Source organism: Sphingomonas sp. (assembly GCF_036387595.1).
Lineage (GTDB): Bacteria > Pseudomonadota > Alphaproteobacteria > Sphingomonadales > Sphingomonadaceae > Sphingomonas.
The window spans coordinates 1-17,904 of sequence record NZ_DASVTL010000077.1 but is presented as its reverse complement, the minus strand read 5'-3'; the positions used below and the strand labels follow the sequence as shown (position 1 = coordinate 17,904).

At 67.3% G+C, this 17,904-nt stretch carries 25 protein-coding genes; 8 read left to right on the top strand and 17 right to left on the bottom strand.

The window, feature by feature from the left end:
- From VF643_RS07895 to hisB, 8 genes are all read right to left on the bottom strand, one after another.
- A partial coding sequence (locus VF643_RS07895) for an amino acid permease (protein WP_331042836.1) occupies positions 1–891 on the bottom strand: 891 nt, incomplete at its 3' end.
- Positions 892–995: 104 nt separating this feature from the next.
- The gene (locus VF643_RS07890) at positions 996–1,373 is read right to left on the bottom strand and encodes a histidine triad nucleotide-binding protein (protein WP_331042835.1); all 378 of its coding nucleotides are present in this window, start codon (positions 1,371–1,373) and stop codon (positions 996–998) included.
- 70 nt (positions 1,374–1,443) lie between these two features.
- Complete coding sequence (locus VF643_RS07885) at positions 1,444–1,896, bottom strand: hypothetical protein (protein ID WP_331042834.1); 453 nt, start codon at positions 1,894–1,896, stop codon at positions 1,444–1,446.
- Complete coding sequence (locus VF643_RS07880) at positions 1,893–2,201, bottom strand: phosphoribosyl-ATP diphosphatase (RefSeq protein ID WP_331042833.1); 309 nt, start codon at positions 2,199–2,201, stop codon at positions 1,893–1,895. The genes VF643_RS07885 and VF643_RS07880 overlap by 4 nt, the downstream gene beginning before the upstream one ends.
- 60 nt (positions 2,202–2,261) lie before the next feature.
- Complete coding sequence (gene hisF, locus VF643_RS07875) at positions 2,262–3,023, bottom strand: imidazole glycerol phosphate synthase subunit HisF (protein WP_331042832.1); 762 nt, start codon at positions 3,021–3,023, stop codon at positions 2,262–2,264.
- A gap of 301 nt (positions 3,024–3,324) precedes the next feature.
- Positions 3,325–4,059: a 1-(5-phosphoribosyl)-5-[(5-phosphoribosylamino)methylideneamino]imidazole-4-carboxamide isomerase gene (hisA, locus tag VF643_RS07870; protein WP_331042831.1), complete on the bottom strand. Its 735-nt coding sequence runs from the start codon at positions 4,057–4,059 to the stop codon at positions 3,325–3,327.
- 133 nt (positions 4,060–4,192) lie between these two features.
- The gene (gene hisH, locus VF643_RS07865; protein ID WP_331042830.1) at positions 4,193–4,798 is read right to left on the bottom strand and encodes an imidazole glycerol phosphate synthase subunit HisH; all 606 of its coding nucleotides are present in this window, start codon (positions 4,796–4,798) and stop codon (positions 4,193–4,195) included.
- The gene (hisB, locus tag VF643_RS07860; RefSeq protein ID WP_331042837.1) at positions 4,795–5,382 is read right to left on the bottom strand and encodes an imidazoleglycerol-phosphate dehydratase HisB; all 588 of its coding nucleotides are present in this window, start codon (positions 5,380–5,382) and stop codon (positions 4,795–4,797) included. The genes hisH and hisB overlap by 4 nt, the downstream gene beginning before the upstream one ends.
- Before the next feature lie 92 nt (positions 5,383–5,474).
- On the opposite strand from hisB, the gene VF643_RS07855 reads away from it, so the two are divergent.
- Complete coding sequence (locus tag VF643_RS07855) at positions 5,475–5,957, top strand: SspB family protein (RefSeq protein WP_331042829.1); 483 nt, start codon at positions 5,475–5,477, stop codon at positions 5,955–5,957.
- A gap of 24 nt (positions 5,958–5,981) precedes the next feature.
- Here VF643_RS07855 and VF643_RS07850 read toward each other — a convergent pair whose 3' ends face one another.
- Positions 5,982–7,280, bottom strand: coding sequence for an HD-GYP domain-containing protein (locus VF643_RS07850; RefSeq protein ID WP_331042828.1), 1,299 nt, complete (start codon positions 7,278–7,280; stop codon positions 5,982–5,984).
- 88 nt (positions 7,281–7,368) lie between these two features.
- Between VF643_RS07850 and fumC the strand changes: the two genes are divergently transcribed.
- The 4 genes from fumC to gmk all read left to right on the top strand — a co-directional run bounded on the left by fumC (position 7,369) and on the right by gmk (position 10,015).
- Complete coding sequence (gene fumC / locus VF643_RS07845) at positions 7,369–8,754, top strand: class II fumarate hydratase (RefSeq protein ID WP_331042827.1); 1,386 nt, start codon at positions 7,369–7,371, stop codon at positions 8,752–8,754.
- Positions 8,755–8,884: 130 nt separating this feature from the next.
- Positions 8,885–9,094: a hypothetical protein gene (locus VF643_RS07840; RefSeq protein WP_331042826.1), complete on the top strand. Its 210-nt coding sequence runs from the start codon at positions 8,885–8,887 to the stop codon at positions 9,092–9,094.
- Positions 9,091–9,306, top strand: coding sequence for a hypothetical protein (locus VF643_RS07835; protein WP_331042825.1), 216 nt, complete (start codon positions 9,091–9,093; stop codon positions 9,304–9,306). Before VF643_RS07840 ends, VF643_RS07835 begins: the two co-directional genes overlap by 4 nt.
- A gap of 58 nt (positions 9,307–9,364) precedes the next feature.
- Positions 9,365–10,015, top strand: coding sequence for a guanylate kinase (gene gmk / locus VF643_RS07830; RefSeq protein WP_331042824.1), 651 nt, complete (start codon positions 9,365–9,367; stop codon positions 10,013–10,015).
- 5 nt (positions 10,016–10,020) lie between these two features.
- Here the strand turns inward: gmk and VF643_RS07825 are convergent, their stop codons facing one another.
- The 7 genes from VF643_RS07825 to VF643_RS07795 are packed head-to-tail and all read right to left on the bottom strand — an operon-like array spanning position 10,021 to position 14,313.
- A complete protein-coding gene (locus VF643_RS07825) occupies positions 10,021–10,701 on the bottom strand; it encodes an ATP12 family chaperone protein (protein WP_331042823.1) in 681 nt (226 codons plus the stop codon).
- Positions 10,698–10,916, bottom strand: a complete 219-nt coding sequence (locus VF643_RS07820) for a hypothetical protein (protein ID WP_331042822.1) — start codon at positions 10,914–10,916, stop codon at positions 10,698–10,700. Before VF643_RS07820 ends, VF643_RS07825 begins: the two co-directional genes overlap by 4 nt.
- Positions 10,913–11,560 carry an HAD-IA family hydrolase gene (locus tag VF643_RS07815; RefSeq protein WP_331042821.1) on the bottom strand — a complete coding sequence of 216 codons (648 nt, stop codon included), beginning with the start codon at positions 11,558–11,560 and terminating at the stop codon, positions 10,913–10,915. The genes VF643_RS07820 and VF643_RS07815 overlap by 4 nt, the downstream gene beginning before the upstream one ends.
- The gene (locus VF643_RS07810) at positions 11,557–12,165 is read right to left on the bottom strand and encodes an FMN-binding negative transcriptional regulator (RefSeq protein ID WP_331042820.1); all 609 of its coding nucleotides are present in this window, start codon (positions 12,163–12,165) and stop codon (positions 11,557–11,559) included. The genes VF643_RS07815 and VF643_RS07810 overlap by 4 nt, the downstream gene beginning before the upstream one ends.
- Positions 12,166–13,266 carry an RluA family pseudouridine synthase gene (locus VF643_RS07805; RefSeq protein WP_331042819.1) on the bottom strand — a complete coding sequence of 367 codons (1,101 nt, stop codon included), beginning with the start codon at positions 13,264–13,266 and terminating at the stop codon, positions 12,166–12,168. It abuts the gene before it with no gap.
- Positions 13,263–13,637, bottom strand: a complete 375-nt coding sequence (crcB, locus tag VF643_RS07800; RefSeq protein WP_331042818.1) for a fluoride efflux transporter CrcB — start codon at positions 13,635–13,637, stop codon at positions 13,263–13,265. The genes VF643_RS07805 and crcB overlap by 4 nt, the downstream gene beginning before the upstream one ends.
- 37 nt (positions 13,638–13,674) lie before the next feature.
- Positions 13,675–14,313 carry a hypothetical protein gene (locus VF643_RS07795; protein ID WP_331042817.1) on the bottom strand — a complete coding sequence of 213 codons (639 nt, stop codon included), beginning with the start codon at positions 14,311–14,313 and terminating at the stop codon, positions 13,675–13,677.
- Positions 14,314–14,416: 103 nt separating this feature from the next.
- On the opposite strand from VF643_RS07795, the gene VF643_RS07790 reads away from it, so the two are divergent.
- Positions 14,417–14,638, top strand: a complete 222-nt coding sequence (locus tag VF643_RS07790) for a hypothetical protein (protein ID WP_331042816.1) — start codon at positions 14,417–14,419, stop codon at positions 14,636–14,638.
- Positions 14,639–14,643: 5 nt separating this feature from the next.
- A complete protein-coding gene (locus VF643_RS07785) occupies positions 14,644–14,772 on the top strand; it encodes a hypothetical protein (protein WP_331042815.1) in 129 nt (42 codons plus the stop codon).
- Here the strand turns inward: VF643_RS07785 and VF643_RS07780 are convergent.
- Positions 14,769–16,568 (bottom strand): aminopeptidase P family protein, encoded by a 1,800-nt coding sequence (locus VF643_RS07780; protein ID WP_331042814.1) that lies wholly within the window; start codon positions 16,566–16,568, stop codon positions 14,769–14,771. The genes VF643_RS07785 and VF643_RS07780 overlap by 4 nt on opposite strands.
- Before the next feature lie 148 nt (positions 16,569–16,716).
- Between VF643_RS07780 and VF643_RS07775 the strand changes: the two genes are divergently transcribed.
- Positions 16,717–17,843, top strand: a protein-coding gene (locus VF643_RS07775) for an IS3 family transposase (RefSeq protein ID WP_414713820.1) whose coding sequence is annotated in 2 segments (ribosomal slippage) — positions 16,717–16,966 and positions 16,966–17,843 — 1,128 coding nt in all. Because the reading frame shifts where the segments join, the coding sequence is not laid out codon by codon here.
- Positions 17,844–17,904: the final 61 nt, after the last annotated feature.

Below are 17,904 nucleotides of genomic sequence, written 5' to 3'. Positions count from 1 at the left end.
CAGGCCGATCGGCATGTCCTTCTTGGGGTTCTTGGCTTCCTGCCCCGCGGTCGAGACCGCCTCGAACCCGATATAGGCGAAGAACACGATCGATGCCGCGCGCAGGATGCCGTCCCAGCCGAACTTGCCTTCCTCGCCGGTCGGCGCCGGGATGAAGGGATCCCAATTGGCCTTAAGCGTATCGATATGCGCGATGACATAACCGCCGCAGATCAGGATGAAGGCGATGATGACGGTCAGCTTGATCGCGACGATGACATTGTTGACCTTGGCGCTTTCGGACACGCCGACGACGAGCAGCGCGGTCATCGCCATGCAGATGAGGAAGGCGGGCAGGTTGAAGAGATAGGTGATCGGGGCACCGTTCACGATCACCGGCACCATGTCGTTGCCGACGGTCTGCATGATCGTATGCCCGGTCGGCCCGGTCAGCACGACGGGGATGACGAGGCCGAAATCGCGCAGCAGGCTGACCACATAGCCGGCCCAGCCGACCGCGACGACCGAGGCGGCAAGCCCGTATTCGAGCAGCAGCAGCGCGCCCATGATCCACGCCGCGAACTCGCCGATCGTTGTGTAGCTATAGGTATAGGCCGATCCCGACACCGGCAGCGTCGAGGACAGTTCGGCGTAGCACAGCCCGGCCAGCGCGCAGACGACGCCGGCGATCAGAAACGAGATGAGCACGGCCGGACCGGCATGGAGCGATGCCGCGCTGCCGGTCCGCACGAAGATCCCTGCGCCGATGATGCAGCCGATGCCCAGGAACACCAGGTTCCAGGCGCCCAGTGTCCGTTTGAGTTCGCTGTTCTGGGTTTCGCGCTGCACCTGCTCGACACTTTTGCGAAGCAGCATGCGCGAAATGAGCCCGGGTGCGGGTCGTGTCGCCATTCGATCTCCCTCGGCCGCGTCCCCCGCGGCCTTCATTTGCTTGGAAAGGCTTGAGCCTAGTCCCAAAAGCGGGAGGTGCAATCCCCTAAGCGGTCCGCGCGCCCTCAGCGCGCCAGCATCGGCCCGAGCGGTTGGCCGGCGAACAGGTGGACGTGGAGGTGCGGCACTTCCTGACCGGCGTGGAGGCCGGTGTTCGCCAGCAGTCGGTAACCGGCCGCGACCAGTCCGTTGTCGCGTGCGACTTTACCCACCGCGCGGACGAAGCCGGCGATCTCCGCTTCGCTGGCACGCGCCGAAAAGTCGTCCCAGGAGACATAGGCGCCGCGCGGGATCACCAGGATGTGGGTCGGTGCCACCGGCGCGATGTCGTGAAAGGCGATGGCGTAATTGTCTTCATACACCCGGTTGGACGGGATCTCGTCGCGCAGGATGCGTGCGAAGATGTTCTGCGGGTCGTAGGGCAGGGTAGCGTCGATGGGCATCTAGGTGTTTCCGTCATCCAGGGCTGCGCGAATGCGTGGCCGTAAGGCATTGATGAAGGTATTGGTACGGCTACGCAGCCAAACGAACGCCTCGGCTCGCGCTTTTTGCGTCGTCGAAGTCGGGCAGCGGCAGGTTGTCGGATATGTCCGGGAAATCAGGACCGAAAGCTATCCGGGCACTTGAACCCAGTTCGTGCTTAAGCGTAGTTATGACCACCTCGCGGCGCCCTTCCGGATTGCGCCACAGCTTGCATTCGACCAGCACCGGCAAGCCGCTGGCGGTGATGAGCAGGTTGTCGATCGGTCCGGCACGGGTGTTCAGTTCGGTGCAGATCGGCACCGGGTGATTGAACAGCGGATCAATCTCGGCGATCGGCAGGCAGGCGGGATGGGCATGCACCAGCGCCTGGATCGTGGCTTCGCTGACCTGATCCGCTCCTGCCGTCAACGCGAGCGGTGTCAGCGGGATCATGTCTTTTCCGCAGGACATAATCAGCACGGGGGTGGCGTGCTGGCGGCTCATCGGCTCGCCTTCTCGTCGTGTCCAGATACGCCCTCGCGGCGCTTCAATTCGGTGCGCACATCGTCAAGGCCCAGTCCCGCGTCGGCGAGCAGAACCAGAAGGTGAAAGACGAGATCGGCCGCTTCGGGCACGATCTTGGCGGGATCGTCGCCCATTGCCGCGATGACGGTCTCGATCGCTTCCTCGCCCAGTTTCTGCGCGATCCGTCCGCGGCCGCGGGCGAACAGGCTAGCGGCATAGGAGGTCGCAGGATCGGCGCTGCGGCGGGCGCGGATCGTGGCTTCGAGGGTGTCGAGCGGGTCCATGCGTGGTGGCGTGCTGGAGGCGGGCGCCCCAGTCAATCCTCCGCCGTCAATGGTTTCGGTTCAATGCCGGCGCACCGCGATGCCTGCCGCTGCGAGGGCGGCATGGGCGTCGGCGATGCTTGCCTGGCCGAAGTGGAAGATCGACGCGGCGAGCACCGCGCTCGCGTGGCCGTCGCGGATGCCTGCGACCAGATCGGCCACCCCGCCGACGCCGCCGCTGGCGACGACGGGCACCTGCGTCCGGTCCGCGATCGCGCGGGTCAGTGTCAGATCGTAGCCGTCGCGGGTGCCGTCGCGGTCCATCGACGTCACCAGCAATTCGCCCGCGCCGAGGTCCGCCAGTCTCAGCGCATGCGCGACCGCGTCGATGCCGGTCGCGCGGCGACCGCCGTGGGTGAAGACTTCCCAATGATCGCCCACCCGGCGTGCGTCGATGCTGGCGACGCAGCATTGGCTGCCGAAGCGCTCGGCGATGTCGGCGACGACTTCCGGTCGCGCGACGGCGGCGGAATTGACCGCGACCTTGTCCGCCCCCGCCAGCAGCAGAGCACGCGCGTCCTCGGCGCTGCGCACCCCGCCGCCGACGGTCAGCGGCATGAAGCATACGGCGGCGGTGCGCCGCACGACGTCGAGGATCGTCTCGCGTCCCTCGTGGCTGGCGCCGATGTCGAGGAAGCACAATTCGTCGGCGCCCGCGGCGTCATAGGCGCGCGCCTGTTCGACGGGATCGCCGGCGTCGATCAGGTCGACGAAGTTGACGCCCTTGACGACGCGGCCGTTGGCAACGTCGAGGCAGGGGATGACGCGCGCACGGACGGTCATCTTGGTTCACGCGAAGACGTGAAGCCTGTCCTGAGCGAAGGCGAAGGGGCGGGGAGAGAAGAAGGTTTTTGTTCACGCGGAGGCGCGGAGGCGCGGAGAAGAAGAGAAGAGATGCTGCCTGCGGCGCTTGCTTCCTCCGAGCGCGCTAGCGCTCCTTCACCAGCGCTTGTGAGAGACAGGGCGTCGTTCACCCCGAGCAAGACAGCTCCGCGTCTCCGCGCCTCCGCGTGAACCAATCTGCTACTCGTCGCGCCCCTTCGCCTTCGCTCAGGACAGGCTTCGCGCCGTCGCGTGAACATCATCACGCCGCAGCCGCCACGTTCAAAGCCGCGGCGAGGTCGAGGCGCCCGTCGTACAGCGCGCGACCGGTGATGACGCCCTCAACCCCATCGCGCGCGTGCAGCGCGAGGACGTGGATTTCGGCGATGCCCTTCACGCCGCCGCTGGCGATGACCGGAATGTCCACCGCGCGCGCAAGGTCGACCGTCGCTTCGACGTTGCAGCCCTTCAGCATGCCGTCGCGGCCGACGTCGGTGAACAGCAGTGCCGCCACCCTCGCATCCTCGAATCGTCGCGCCATATCGACCACGGATATGTCGGATACGTCCGCCCAGCCGCGGGTCGCGACCATGCCGTCCTTGGCATCGACCGCCACGACGATGCCGCCGGGATGCTCGGCGGCCATGTCGCGGACGAATTGCGGATTTTCCAGCGCAGCGGTGCCGATGACGACGCGCGCGACGCCCGCATCGAACCAGCCCGCGACGCCTTCGGGCGTGCGGATGCCGCCGCCGAGCTGGACGTGTCCCGGAAAGGCCGTGACGATGGCGCGCACCGCGTCGCCATTCACCGACCGGCCGGCGAAGGCGCCATCGAGATCGACGACGTGGAGGTGCGCGGCGCCCTGTTCGGCAAAGAGCATCGCCTGATGGGTCGGATCGTCGCCATAGACGGTCGCGCGGTCCATGTCGCCCTCGGCCAGGCGGACGACCTGGCCGTTCTTAAGGTCGATGGCGGGGAAGACGATGAGGGTCATCGTTCCTCCCCGGCGCGGGGAGGGGGACCGTCGGCGCAGCCGATGGTGGAGGGGGGCCGCCACAAAGGGGATCGCCGGTGGAAGGCCCCCTCCACCATGCTTCGCATGGTCCCCCTCCCCGTGCCGGGGAGGATCACGGCCGCCATGTGAGGAACCTTTCCAGCATCGCCAGGCCGTAGCGCTGGCTCTTTTCGGGGTGGAACTGGACGCCAATCATGTTGTCGCGTCCGATGGCGGCGGTCACTGGTCCGGCGTGGTCGGTGGTCGCGATCACGTCCTGCCCCTCGAACGCGTAGCTGTGCAGGAAATAGGCCTCGCCCGTCTCGATCAGCGGATGGGGCAGGGCGGGGCGCACGTCGTTCCAGCCCATGTGCGGCACCTTGGCCTCCATAGTCGCGGGCGCGATTCGGCGCACCCGGCCCGACACCCAGCCGAGGCCGGCATGAACGCCCATCTCCTCCCCCGCATCCGCCATCAGCTGCATGCCGACGCAGATGCCGAGGAAGGGCGCGCCGTCGCCGCGTACCCGTCGCTCCATCGCCTCGACCATGCCCGGCACCGCCCGCAGCGCGCCCGCGCAGGCGCCGAACGCGCCGACCCCCGGCAGGACGATGCGATCCGCGCGCGCCACCGCGTCGGGGTCCGCGGTCACCGCCAGATCGGTGCAGCCGGCAGTGCGAAGGGCGTTCTCCACCGAATGCAGATTGCCCGCGCCATAGTCGATCAGCGCCAGCGTCAAAGGACGCCCTTGGTCGAGGGGATCGCATCCGCCTTGCGCGGGTCGATCTCGACCGCGGCCCTGAGCGCGCGCGCCAGACCCTTGAACGCGCTTTCGACGATATGGTGGTTGTTCTGCCCATAGAGCGTCTCGACGTGAAGCGTGCATCCGCTGGTCTGCGCGAAGCTGTGGAACCAGTGTTCGATCAGTTCGGTATCGAGATCGCCCAGCCGCGAGACGGTGAAGACGGTCTTCCAAACAAGCCAAGGCCTGCCGGACAGGTCCAGGGCGACGCGCGTGAGCGTCTCGTCCATCGGCGAGAGCGCGTCGCCGTAGCGCCGGATACCGCGCTTGTCGCCGAGCGCTTTGGCCACCGCCTCGCCGATCGCCAGCGCCGAATCCTCGGTCGTGTGATGGCCGTCGATGTGGAGGTCGCCCGCGACCTCGATATCGAGGTCGATCAGCGAGTGGCGCGAGAGCTGTTCGAGCATGTGGTCGAGAAAGCCGATCCCCGTCTTGCACCGGTAGGTGCCGGTGCCGTCAAGATTGACGGTGACGTCGATCCGCGTCTCGGCGGTCGCGCGGGTGATCGTGGCGGTGCGCATCGCGGGGTTCATAGCAGTATTTCCATAGCGTTCTGCCCTTCGCGCGCAATCTTGAAGGTTGACCGGCCCTCAAACCGCGCTAGTCCATAAGGATGAGCGACGGCATGCCCGACAGCCTGATCCCGTATGACGAGATCGTCCAGGAAGCGCTGCGCGCGGTCGTCGGCCGCGTGCTCGGTTCGATTGCCGAGGGCGGCGGGCTACCCGGCGAGCATCATTTCTACATCACCTTCAAGACCCAGGTGCCCGGCGTCGACATCCCGCAGCGGCTGATCGAGCGCTTTCCCGACGAGATGACGATCGTCATCCAGAATCGCTATTGGGATTTGACGGTGGATGCGCAGCGATTCTCGGTGGGCCTGAGCTTCAACCAGGTGCCCTCGAAGCTGGTCATTCCCTATTCGGCAATCACCGGCTTCCACGATCCGGCGGTGAATTTCGAACTACGCTTCCAGGCGACCGAAGATGCGGTGGCCGCCGAACCGCACGACGCCGCGGAAAACGACGGTGCCGCGGCAGCACCCGTCGAGGACGGGTCGAACGTCGTGGCGGTGGATTTCAAGCGGAAGAAGTAGCTCGTCGCCGGCTGATAGCGTCCGTCAGTGCGGCCGTTGCTCGGGCGGCCGGTCCCTTGGGTCCGGGGTGCGCAACGCCAGGCCATCCGTCTGTGGCAGTGCCGTACCGTGCCACAGACGGTTGATGTCAGCGATGTCGAGGGATGTGGCTTCGCGCTGCAGATGCTCCTGCAGCGCTGGCCAATCGTGGACATGCCAGCTTTCGGGCGCCTCCTCGATCACGATCTCGCGGGATGATCCGGACGTCGCCAGCACGATGTCCCGTGGACGGATGAGCCTGTTCTCCGCGATATCGAAGAACAGCCGGACCTGCGGTCGCGAGGCGCGGCGTCCGTTGGAGAGCACGATCGCCAGATGACCGCTGCGCATCCGCACCAGCATGCCGGGCGGGAAGATTGCGATGCTCTGGAAGAAAGCGAAGAGGACGACGGGATCGAACTGCCCCTTCCAGCCGTGCATCGCCGCCAACGCCTCCGCCGGCGACCAGGCGCCCTTGTAGGAACGATCGGACGTCAGCGCGTCATAGACATCGCAGATCGCGCCCATCCGGGCGGCCAGGCTGATCTGTTCGCCTTCAAGGCGATCGGGGTAGCCGGTGCCGTCGATCTTCTCGTGATGATGCAGGCATACGTCGATCGCGACCTGCGGCATGTTGAGCGCGCGCAGCAGCATCTCGCCACCCCGATCGGGATGGGTGCGGACGATGGCGAATTCGTCGTCGTCCAGCGCGCCCGGCTTGTTCAGGATGACGTCGGGAATCATCATCTTGCCGATATCGTGGACCAGTCCGGCCAGGCCGAGGTCGTGCATCATGTCGACCGCAAGGCCGAGTTCACGTGCGAGATTGACCATCAGCGCGCACACGGCGACCGAATGCATATAGGTGTATTCGTCCTTGGACTTCAGCCTGACCATGCCGAGAAGCGTATGCGGATGCGCCAGCACCGATCCGGTAATATCGTCGACGACCGCGCGCACCGCCTCCGACTGAACTGTCCCGCCAAGCCGGGCAGCGTCGAAGAATCCCTGGATCGTTTCCTTCGACCGGGCGATCACCGCGGCAGCCTCCGCACGTTCGGTGGCAAAGTTCCTCGTCTTGGCGGATATCGTCTTGGGCGCAGTCTCCGTTGAAATATCCCCCAGGCCGCGATCCAGGTCGATAACGACCATCTCGACCCCCGCTTCGCGAAGCGCTGCGATTTGCGACTCTTCGGTGATCGCGAAGCGCGAGCGCCAGAACGGGTTTTTCAGCCATGATGCTTCGACGGCATGCAGAAACATGCCGATGCGCAACTTCGTGGTGGTGACTCGCCGGAGCATCATGTCCGGGTAGCCAGATTCCGTATATTTCCAGTTAAATAGGGGATATCACGATCGGCCTGACTGCCGCTTGCTCGATCAAGGATTTCCCGTGACCCGCACCGAAATCGACTCGCTCGGCCCGATAGAAGTCTCAGCGGAGGCATATTGGGGTGCGCAGACCGAACGCTCGATCGCCAACTTCCCTTTTGCACCGAGCGAGCGGATGCCGATCGGCATTGTCCACGCGCTTGCGCTGGTGAAGCAGGCGGCAGCGCGTGTGAACCGTGCGCACGGGCTGGACGCGGACAAGGCCGATGCCATCGAGGCGGCGGCGGCGGAGATCGTCGCCGGCAAGCTGGACGACCAGTTTCCGCTCGTCATCTGGCAGACGGGCAGCGGCACGCAGAGCAACATGAACGTCAACGAGGTCATCGCCGGCCGCGCCAACGAGATGCTGACCGGCACGCGCGGCGGCAAGTCGCCGGTCCACCCCAATGACGACGTCAACCGGGGCCAATCGTCGAACGACAGCTTCCCGAGCGCGCTCCACATCGCCGCGGCGCTGGCCTGTACCCGCGACCTGATCCCCGCGATCTACGGGATGGAGATGGCACTGTCGGGCAAGGCACGCGCCTGGGCCGACATCGTCAAGATCGGCCGCACCCATCTGCAGGATGCGACGCCGTTGACGTTGGGGCAGGAATTTTCCGGCTATGCGCACCAGCTCGAACGCTGCCGCCAGCGGATCGAGCCTGCCGTGCGGCATGGCATGTTCCTGCTCGCGCAGGGCGGCACCGCGGTCGGCACCGGTCTGAACGCGCCACCGGGGTTCGGCGATGCGTTCGCGATCGAGATCGCGCGGATCACCGGGCTGGATTTCGTCAGCGCGCCCAACAAGTTCGAGGCGCTGGCGTCCAACGACCCGATCATCCACCTGTCGGGGACGCTCAACACGCTGGCGGTCGCGCTCAGCAAGATCGCCAACGATATCCGGTTGCTCGCCTCTGGTCCGCGCTCGGGACTGGCCGAACTGGACCTGCCCGCCAACGAGCCGGGCAGTTCGATCATGCCGGGCAAGGTCAACCCGACCCAGTGCGAGATGATGACGATGGTCGCCGCGCAGGTGATCGGCAACCACATGGCAATCACCGTCGGCGGCTTGCAGGGGCATCTGGAGCTGAACGTGTTCAAGCCGATGATCGGCGCGGCGGTGCTGCGCTCGATCGACCTGTTGAGCGTGGCGATGGACAGTTTTACGCGGCGTTGCATCGACGGCATGCAGCCCAATCGCGCGCGCATCGCCGAACTGGTCGATCGCTCGCTGATGCTGGTCACCGCGCTGGCGCCCGAGATCGGCTATGATGCCGCCGCGAAGATCGCCAAGCACGCGCATGCCGAGGGGCTGACGCTGCGCGAAGCCGGGCTGGACCTTGGTCTGGTCGATGCCGAAACCTTCGATCGCGTTGTCCGGCCGCAGGATATGCTGGGCCCATAGTCTTCCATCCGCGCAGCACGGATCGAAGCGGTTCCCCAGGGCCAAGGTGTTTCGACTTCGCTCAACACGAACGGGGTTGGGCGGGGAACCCGATGGCGCCCGCCGCGGTTGTGCGGCCAAGGAGATCATCGTGGGTGCGACGACGATAGGAGCGCTGGTGGGCGGCGCGATCGATTCGATGAGCGGCGACGACGGCAATGCCGACGGTGCGATCATCGGTGCGATCACCGCCAACGTGCTGAAGGTGGTAGTGCCCATAGCGGTGACCTACGCCATCGGCTGGGCGGTGCTGCGCGGACTCGGCGAGATCAAGGACCAGGTTTTCGGAGAAGAATCATGATCGGACGTATTCTTGGCGCGCTCGTCGGGCGGGAGATCGACCGCCGCGACGGATCGGGCGGCGTGAAGGGCATGGCGATCGGCGCGATCGCGGCTGGCGCGCTGCGGCGCATGGGTCCACTCGGCCTGGTGCTTGGCGGCGGCTATGTCGCCAAGAAGGCCTATGACCGGCGGCGTGCCGAGCAGCGGCTGCGGGGCGCAGCGCGACCTTAAACGAGGCGAACGCGAGGGCGCGCTTGACGCCCGCCCTCAGGACACGCCAAAGGCGCGCATGTCCGGCAGCACCCCCAGCGACCCGCACGGCTTTCGCCGCCGCGGTGTCCTGTTCGTCCTTTCCTCGCCTTCGGGTGCGGGCAAGTCCACGATCGCGCGCAAGTTGCTCGCCGATGAGCCGGAACTGGCGATGTCGGTTTCGGCGACCACGCGTCCGCCACGCGCCAACGAGGTGGACGGCAAGGATTATCATTTCGTCGATCTCGAGGAGTTCCGGCGGATGGTCGCCGAGGACGAGTTCCTGGAATGGGCGCACGTCTTCGGTCAGCGTTACGGGACGCCGCGCGGACAGGTCGAGGAGATGCTCGACGCGGGCAAGGACGTGCTGTTCGACATCGACTGGCAGGGCGCACAGCAATTGTTCCAGATTGCGGGCGGCGATGTCGTCCGCGTCTTCATCTTTCCGCCGTCGATGACAGAGTTGCGCGCGCGTCTGGAACGCCGCGGCACGGATGCTCAGGATGTGATCGACGCGCGCATGGACCGTGCGACGAACGAGGTCAGCCACTGGGACGGCTATGATTACGTGCTGGTCAACGACGATGTCGAGCGCTGCTTTGCGGGCGTCAAGACGATCCTGGCGGCGGAGCGATTGAAGCGATCACGCCAGACCGGGCTGATCGGGTTCATCCGGCGGCTGACGCGTTAGGGTAGCTATAGCGCGGTCAGAAAGCGAACCGCGGCATCGAATTCGCGTCGACGCTCGGCCAGCAAGGCGGCAGCTGCCGCATCCTCGCCCCAGCGTTCCGCCTGCCATGACTCATCGACATGCGCCGCCTTCCACGTCGCATCGCTGGTGAAGGCGCCTTCGACCAGGCCCAGCGCCAGCACGATCGACCCCGTGAGCGTCGTGATCGGCGACAGCGCGGCGAGCGCGAATACGTCGCGCGCCGCCACTGCCGCGCCGACCCGCGCCAATGTGTCCGCTGGCTGCGCGCGGTGGATGATGCCGGCCGCAACGACGAAGCGCACGTCGTAGCGCTCCTGCGCCCAGGCCAGCGGCGGATCCCACGCCGCCGCCTGCCGTGCGACGAGCTCGGCCGGTGCCTCGGCACGATAGCAGAGAAGGTCGTTTTCGGCATATCGCGCCAGTGTCTCGGCAAAGGCGGCGGGATCGGCGGCGACCCGCTCGATCGCGGCATTGGCCAGGCCGGTCATCGGCATCGCACGCGGGTCAATCGAATCCGTCACGGCGCGCCATTCGTCGGCCACCATCTGCGCCAGTGCATCGGTGGGCAGCACCAGCGGCAGCCGTCCCGGCGTCCGCACCGGGCGTCCGTCGAGCACGATCCCGCGCTCGGGCGTGACCGCAACCTCATGCCAGAAGCGTTTCATTCGGGCGGCGTCCGCCAGCGGTGCGCGAGCGCGGGCGGCACGATCGCGATCATCGCCATCGCCGACAGCACGATGGCGATGCCGAGCACCTTGGGTGCGAGTGTCTCCGCGCGCGAAATCAGCATCAGCCCGAAGATCGCGCCCGCGAACCCGGCAAACCGTGCGGCCAGAATGGTGAACCATCGCCGCCGCGCGCGCGCATCCTCCGGCGTCATGCGAGCAGCCCCGGCAGCATCGCGACCTCGCTCGCGACCACGTCCGCGCCGCCGGCGATGAGGTCCGCGACGTCGTGATAGCCCCAGGCGACCCCGACCGCGCGCACGCCTGCCGCTTTGGCCATCGCCATGTCGAAGCTGGTGTCGCCGATCATCACCGTCTCGCTTGCCCGCGCATCGGCCATCGCGGCGAGCAGCATCGCCGGATCGGGTTTGGAGGGATGCCGGTCCGCGGTCTGAAGCGTGGTGAAATGCTCGGCGATCCCGTGCTGCGCCAGGATGTGCGCCAGTCCGCGATCGGACTTGCCGGTCGCCACGCCGAGCAGCCAGCCGCGTTCGAGCAGCGTCGCCAGCACCTCCAGGATGCCGTCGAACAGCGGTTCGTCGTCGAGACTGCCGTTCGCACGCCGCCGCTGGAACGCCAGCCGGTAATCCGCCGCGAGTTGTCGGTGCAACCCCGCTTCTGCCGTCGGCAGCAGGACCGCGATCGCCTCGACCAGGCTCAGTCCGACGATTCCGCGGATCGCCGCGCGCGCAGGGACCGTCATCCCGGCGCCGGCAAAGGCATCCTCCATCGCCATGCAGATGTTGGCCTGGCTGTCGACGAGCGTGCCGTCGCAGTCGAACACCGCCAGCCGGGTCATGCCCGCGCGGCCATCGCATCGGCCAACCCAATTTCGCCGGCACGCCGCAATCCTTCGATCACGCCGTCGCGGTCGGCGGGGGACTTGTTCTGGCTCAGCTTGATGGTGCTGCGCGTCGCGGTCGGCACGATCTCGAAACCCCGGATCGCGCCGAGCATGCGCGCGAATATCGCCGGATCGGTTTTGGCGCTGGTCCAGGGGTTTTCCGGAATGACGCGCTGTTCGTGGACCTGCGCCAGCATGTCGAGTTGTTCGACCAGGGCCGCTTGCGCAACGGCCTCGGCGCGGCCGTCGATTTCGGCAGCGACGTAATTCCAGGTGGGCACCTGATCGCCGGGCCCGGCATACCAGTTCGGGCTGATATATCCCTGGTCGCCCGCCACGCTGACCAGCACGTCGGCGCCGTCGAGATGGGGTGCGATGCGGTTGGCTCGCGCGACATGGAACCGCAGGGCACTGCCGTGGCGGGTCACCGGCGCGTGGACGACCATGGGGCCGTCGGCGGTCGCGGCGAATATGTGTGCAAAGCCGATCGCCGTGGCGAATCCAAGCACCTGCTCGGGCGATGGCGCGGGCGCAGGGCGAAAGGCCGGGTTGGGATGCACTTAGTCGCGCGTCCCCCGGCCGCGCCGCTCGCCCTTGCGCTCCCGGCGTACCGATTTGGCATGCGCCTTGGCGCGGGTCTTGATCTGCTCGCGGGTAGGCGGGGTCTTTTCGTCCAGGGTCAGCGCGTCGCCGGCCGCCTGCTCGAAGCCCAGTTGCTTCAGGCTTTCCGCGAAGTGGGTCGGGAGGTCCGCGGTGACGTCGATCGTGCCGCCGTCGGGATGGTCCACCTTGATGCGCCGCGCATGGAGGTGCATCTTGCGACTGATCCCGCCGGTCAGGAACGCCGCGGCGCCGCCATATTTGCCGTCGCCCACGATCGGATGGCCTATCGCCGCCATGTGGACGCGCAATTGGTGGGTGCGGCCGGTGAACGGCTGGAGTTCGACCCAGGCGGTGCGGTTGCCCGCACGCTCGATGACACGGTAGCGGGTGCGCGCGGCCTGCCCGTTCTCCTCGTCGACGTGCATCTTTTCGCCGCCGGTGCCGGGCTGCTTGGCGATCGGCAGTTCGATCATGCCGTCGTCGATCGAGGGCACGTCGACGATCAGCGCCCAATAGACCTTGCGCGCGTTACGGCCAGAGAAGGCCTTGGCGAAAAAGGCGGCCGAGCGCGACGTGCGCGCCACCAGCAGGGCGCCGCTGGTGTCCTTGTCGAGGCGGTGGACGAGCTTGGGGCGGCCTTCATTATCGTATTGCAGCGCGTCGAGCAGGCCGTCGACATGCTCGTGGGTCTTGGTTCCCCCTTGAGTCGCGAGACCCGGCGGCTTGTTGAGGACGAAGGCCTGGAAGTCCTGGTGGATGACCATGTCGCGCACGAAGGCGGTCTGATCGTCGCTGAGCGGTGGCCGTTCGCGCTTGGGCTTGGCGGGGGCGTCCGGCGTGTCCTTGATCGCCTCCGCAGGCGGCACGCGCAGCGTCTGGCCGGCGACCAGCCGGTCGCCCGGCGTGGCGCGGGCGCCGTCGATGCGCAGCTGCCCGGTGCGCGCCCATTTGGCGACGGTGGTGAAGCTCGTCTCCGGCAGGTGCCGTTTGAACCAGCGATCGAGGCGGATGCCTTCGTCGTCATAGCCGACGTTGAACTGGCGGACGCTATCGCTCATGCCGCTACCCTTGCCAGCCCGAGCCCTGCGTAGAGCGCCGCGATCGAGCCGATCACCGATGCGAGCACATAGGCCAGCGCATGGCCGAGGTCGCCGCGCTCGATCATCGTCACGGTATCCAGCGAGAAGGCCGAAAAGGTGGTGAAGCCGCCGAGCACGCCGACGCCGAGCAGCAGCCGCCACGCCTCGTTCCCACCGCCGCGGGCGAGCGTACCGGCGAGCGCGCCCATCAGCAGGCCGCCGGCGATATTGATGCCCAGCGTTCCCCAGGGGAAGCCGGGGCCGGCCACGGCGAGGAGGGCGCGCCCGGCGAGATGCCGCGCGCCTGCACCCACCGCACCGCCGAGCATCACGAGAAGAAGCGAAGGCATGACGCGGCCCTACGGTGCGCAAGGCCCGGCGGCAAGTTCAGCCGCCGTCGACGATCAGATCGACGTCGCTGCCGCCGCCGGTGCGGGGCTGAGCATAGACGACATAGGTGGCGGGTCCGCGCTGGCCCGCCACGCGCGTGTCGCCGGTGCGTTCTACCGAATAGCCGTTGGCGCGCGCGCGGGCGGCATACCAGGCCAGGGTTCGCGCGGGAGGGGCGGAGGCTGCGAAGCTGACGATGCGCAGGGCACAGCCGCCGCGATCGTTGCCCGCGGCTTCGGCGACCGCGGCGTCGGGATAGAGTGGGAAGGCGGCGGGCAGCCTGGTCGCCCACATCGCCGAATAGCCGATCGTCGCGGCACATCCCGCAGTGCCGGGCACCTGCGCGGCCAGCGCGCCCAGCGTCAGCGCGCCGCCGATCGGGTTGCCGCCAGTGCCCGAATCGAGCGGCACGGCGAGCGGATCGGGGCGCGGCGGCGGCCGCACCGCATTGCCGTTGGACGATTGCGCGAGCGCGGGATCGACCATGATCTGATCGTGGAGCGCCGCGGTCAGCGCCGGGTCGCCGGTGTTCACGTCGATCAGCGCGGCGTCGAGCGCGGCCAGATTGTCCTGCTCGGGCGGCGCCTGTCCGCAGGCGGCGGCGGCCAGCGGCAGGAGGAAGGCGAGGCGACGCATGGCAGGCTCCGGGGATATACCCGCCCGACCTGCACGCCGAGCGGTTAAGGCCGGGTTTCGCGGTGGTCTTGCACCCTGCGGCGCTGCGCCCATGTAGACGATCATGCTGAACCTCCTCTCCATCCTGATCGGTGCCGTCGCCCTGGTGCTCGGTATCGTGCCGTTCCTGCCCTTTCTGGCCTGGGGCTATTGGTTCGTCATTCCGATCGCGGTGGTCGGTGCCGCGATCGGGGCGCTGTCTTCGCGCAACGGCGGGCGCAATCTCAACCTGGTGCTCATCGTGATCTTCGGCGTGCGACTGGCGCTGGGCGGCGGGTTGATCTGATCGCGGTGAGCAGGGAAACCCCAAGCCCGGCGGATCGCGCCAAGGCCGAGCGGCTGGCGGCGGCGTTGCGGGCGAACCTCAAGCGCCGCAAGCAGCCGCGGCCCGATCAGGCGCCTTTGCCGGACGCAGATTAGCCGCCGATCGGTGCGCATTTGGCCTCCAGCCACATGCGCTCCTCTTCAGCGAGTTCGGACGTAAGGACCGCCAGGACACGCGCGTGATACGCGTCGAGCCAGGCCCGTTCGGCCGGGGTGAGCAGCGCTGAGTCGATCAGCGTGCGTTCGATCGGGCAGAAGGTCAGCGTCTCGAACCCCAGCATGTCGCGGTCGGCGCCAGCGATCTCGCGCGGCTCGACCAGCACCAGATTTTCGATGCGGATGCCGTATTCGCCCGCCTTGTAATAGCCGGGTTCGTTGGAGAGCATCATCGTCGCGCGCAGCGGCTCCATCGCCGCGCCGCCGGGGTAATTGGGTGCCGCGATGCGTTGCGGGCCTTCGTGCACCGACAGATAGGCGCCGATGCCGTGGCCGGTGCCGTGGGCGTAATCCAGGCCCGCCTCCCACAGGGGGCGCCGGGCGAAGGCGTCGATCTGCCCGCCCAGCGTGCCATCGGGGAAGACCGCGGTGGCGATCGCGATATGGCCTTTCAGCACGCGGGTGAAGCGGTCGCGCATTTCCGCGCTCGGCGGCCCCACGGGCACGACGCGGGTGACGTCGGTGGTGCCGTCGGCATATTGCCCACCCGAATCGACCAGGTACAGATGGCCGGGCAGGATCGGCGCGTCCGACTCCTCGGTCACGTGATAATGCGGCAGCGCGCCGTTGGTCCCGGTGGCCGAGATCGTGTCGAAGGAGGTGTCGCGAAGGACGCCCGTCGCCTGCCGAAATTCGAGGAGTTTGGCGGCGGCGGATAGTTCGGTCTGCCCGCCCCTGGGCGCTTCCGCCTCGATCCAGCGCAGGAAGCGCGCCAGTGCCGCGCCATCGCGGACGCTCGCGGCGCGGTGGCCGGCGATCTCCGTGGGGTTCTTCAGCGCCTTGGCAAGCACGACGGGATCGCGCTCGGCGAGGATCGTCGCGCCGCCGGCCTCCAGCGCCTGGACGATCGCGGCGACGCTGCGTTCGGGGTCGGCGGCGACGCGCTTGCCCGCATATTGCCCGAGCGCCAGGGCGAATTCGGCGCGGTCGCGGACGCGGACGGCATTGCCCAGATGCTGGCGCACCGCGTCGTCCACCTTGTCCGGCGCGACGAACAGGTCGGTCGATCCGTCCGCATCGACGATGGCATAGGAAAGCGCCACCGGCGTGTGCGCGACGTCGCGCCCGCGCAGGTTGAGCGCCCAGGCGATCGAATCCAGCGCGGTCAGCACCACCGCGTCTGCATGCCGCTCGGTCAGCCAATCACCGATGGCGGCGCGCTTGGCGGCGGAGGATTGCCCGGCAACGGCGTCGTCATAGGGATCGAGCCGCGCGTCGGAGGGGGCGGGGCGGTCGTCCCATATCGCGTCGATGGGATTGGTTTCCACCGCGACCAGGGTTGCGCCGCGCGGCGCCAGCGCGGCACCGGCCTCCTCCACCCAGGCGCGGGTGTGGAGCCAGGGGTCGTAGCCGATACGCGCGCCGTTCGCGGCGTGCTCGCCCAGCCAGGCGGCGACATCGGTCTGCGGCACGGGCGCATATTCCCAGTCGGCGGCGGAAACCTGTTCGCGGACCTGGATCGTGTAGCGGCCGTCGGTGAAGATCGCGGCGCGATTGGCCAGCACTACCGCGCTGCCCGCCGACCCGCCGAAGCCGGTCAGCCAGCCCAGCCGCTGCGCATAGCCGCCGACATATTCGCTCATATGCTCGTCGGTCAGCGGCACGACGAAGCCGTCGAGACCCGCGGCGGCGAGGTGATCGCGCAGTTCGGCGAGGCGGGCGGAGGGTGCGGGCATGGGATCGGTTCTTTTCAAACTTCACTAAGGTCGCGCATATCGCACATGATGCGGCGGGTGAAGAGAGGTGGCTCGGCAAATCTGCACAGGCTGGTAAGTGGAGTTTCTGCCTGAAGGCGGCCAGCATGGCTGCCGAACAGGAGATCAGATGACGAAGCGAACACGCCGGAACCACAGCCCGGCCTTCAAGGCGAAGGTGGCCTTGGCGGCCGTGAAGGGCGAGAAGACGCTGGCCGAGCTGGCGCAGCAGTTTGACGTTCACCCGAACCAGATCACGACGTGGCGCGGGCAGTTGCTGGAAGGGGCAGCAGGCGTTTTCGGGTCAGAGGGCCATATCGAGCCGGCGATCGACGTGAAGACGCTGCACGCCAAGATCGGCGAGTTGACGCTAGTGAACGATTTTTTGTCCGGGGCGCTCGGCAAGGCGGGACTGTTGCCGAGCGCAAGGCGATGATCGACCGTTCGCACGCGTTGCCGGTGACACGGCAAGCGCGCGAGCTGGGGATCAGCCGGGGCAGCCTCTATTATCTGCCCAGGGCGACCTCGCCGGCCGATCTCGCGATCATGCGGCGGATCGACGCGCTGCACATGGATTTCCCGTTCGCGGGCAGCCGGATGCTGCGCGACCTGCTTGCCGCCGAAGGCATCAAGGTCGGCCGGCTGCACGTCTCCACGTTGATGAAGAAGATGGCGATCGAGGCGATCTACCGGCGGCCGAACACCTCCAAGCCGGCGCCGGGGCACAAGATCTATCCGTATCTGCTGCGCAAGCTTGCGGTGAAGCGGCCCAACCAGGTGTGGGCGACCGACATCACCTACATCCCGATGGCACGCGGCTTCGTCTATCTGATCGCCATCGTCGACTGGTTCAGCCGGCGGGTGCTCAGCTGGCGGCTGTCGATCACGCTGGAGACCGATTTCTGCATCGAGGCCTTGGAGGAAGCGCTGACGCGCTTCGGGGCACCGGAGATCTTCAATACCGATCAGGGCAGCCAATTTACCAGCATGGCGTTCACCGCCGTCCTGCACCGCGAGAAGATCGCGATCAGCATGGACGGTCGCGGCGCCTGGCGCGACAACGTGTTCGTCGAGCGCCTGTGGCGCTCCGTCAAATACGAGGAGGTTTACCTGCGGGCCTATGGCTCGGTCAGCGAGGCCCGCGCCTCGATCGGACGCTATCTGACGTTCTACAATGGCCGACGCCCGCACTCGTCGCTTGACCGCAGGACACCCGATCACGTCTACTTCAACCGGCCGCTTCTCGCAGCGGCATGAAACCGGCGGACGCTCCACTTAGCAATCGCGCCGAGCTGTGCAGATGAACCGAGCCACCTCT

What these genes read in the sequence shown, in the direction of transcription:
- VF643_RS07885 (WP_331042834.1), bottom strand. Translation starts at nt 1,896, where the DNA reads ATGAGCCGCCAGCACGCCACCCCCGTGCTGATTATGTCCTGCGGAAAA.
- VF643_RS07890 (WP_331042835.1), bottom strand. Translation starts at nt 1,373, where the DNA reads ATGCCCATCGACGCTACCCTGCCCTACGACCCGCAGAACATCTTCGCA.
- crcB (WP_331042818.1), bottom strand. Translation starts at nt 13,637, where the DNA reads ATGCCTTCGCTTCTTCTCGTGATGCTCGGCGGTGCGGTGGGTGCAGGC.
- gmk (WP_331042824.1), top strand. Translation starts at nt 9,365, where the DNA reads ATGTCCGGCAGCACCCCCAGCGACCCGCACGGCTTTCGCCGCCGCGGT.
- hisB (WP_331042837.1), bottom strand. Translation starts at nt 5,382, where the DNA reads ATGCGCACCGCCACGATCACCCGCGCGACCGCCGAGACGCGGATCGAC.
- VF643_RS07815 (WP_331042821.1), bottom strand. Translation starts at nt 11,560, where the DNA reads ATGACCCGGCTGGCGGTGTTCGACTGCGACGGCACGCTCGTCGACAGC.
- hisA (WP_331042831.1), bottom strand. Translation starts at nt 4,059, where the DNA reads ATGACCCTCATCGTCTTCCCCGCCATCGACCTTAAGAACGGCCAGGTC.
- hisF (WP_331042832.1), bottom strand. Translation starts at nt 3,023, where the DNA reads ATGACCGTCCGTGCGCGCGTCATCCCCTGCCTCGACGTTGCCAACGGC.
- VF643_RS07825 (WP_331042823.1), bottom strand. Translation starts at nt 10,701, where the DNA reads ATGAAACGCTTCTGGCATGAGGTTGCGGTCACGCCCGAGCGCGGGATC.
- VF643_RS07835 (WP_331042825.1), top strand. Translation starts at nt 9,091, where the DNA reads ATGATCGGACGTATTCTTGGCGCGCTCGTCGGGCGGGAGATCGACCGC.
- VF643_RS07790 (WP_331042816.1), top strand. Translation starts at nt 14,417, where the DNA reads ATGCTGAACCTCCTCTCCATCCTGATCGGTGCCGTCGCCCTGGTGCTC.
- VF643_RS07820 (WP_331042822.1), bottom strand. Translation starts at nt 10,916, where the DNA reads ATGACGCCGGAGGATGCGCGCGCGCGGCGGCGATGGTTCACCATTCTG.
- VF643_RS07805 (WP_331042819.1), bottom strand. Translation starts at nt 13,266, where the DNA reads ATGAGCGATAGCGTCCGCCAGTTCAACGTCGGCTATGACGACGAAGGC.
- VF643_RS07850 (WP_331042828.1), bottom strand. Translation starts at nt 7,280, where the DNA reads ATGATGCTCCGGCGAGTCACCACCACGAAGTTGCGCATCGGCATGTTT.
- VF643_RS07795 (WP_331042817.1), bottom strand. Translation starts at nt 14,313, where the DNA reads ATGCGTCGCCTCGCCTTCCTCCTGCCGCTGGCCGCCGCCGCCTGCGGA.
- VF643_RS07880 (WP_331042833.1), bottom strand. Translation starts at nt 2,201, where the DNA reads ATGGACCCGCTCGACACCCTCGAAGCCACGATCCGCGCCCGCCGCAGC.
- VF643_RS07855 (WP_331042829.1), top strand. Translation starts at nt 5,475, where the DNA reads ATGAGCGACGGCATGCCCGACAGCCTGATCCCGTATGACGAGATCGTC.
- VF643_RS07780 (WP_331042814.1), bottom strand. Translation starts at nt 16,568, where the DNA reads ATGCCCGCACCCTCCGCCCGCCTCGCCGAACTGCGCGATCACCTCGCC.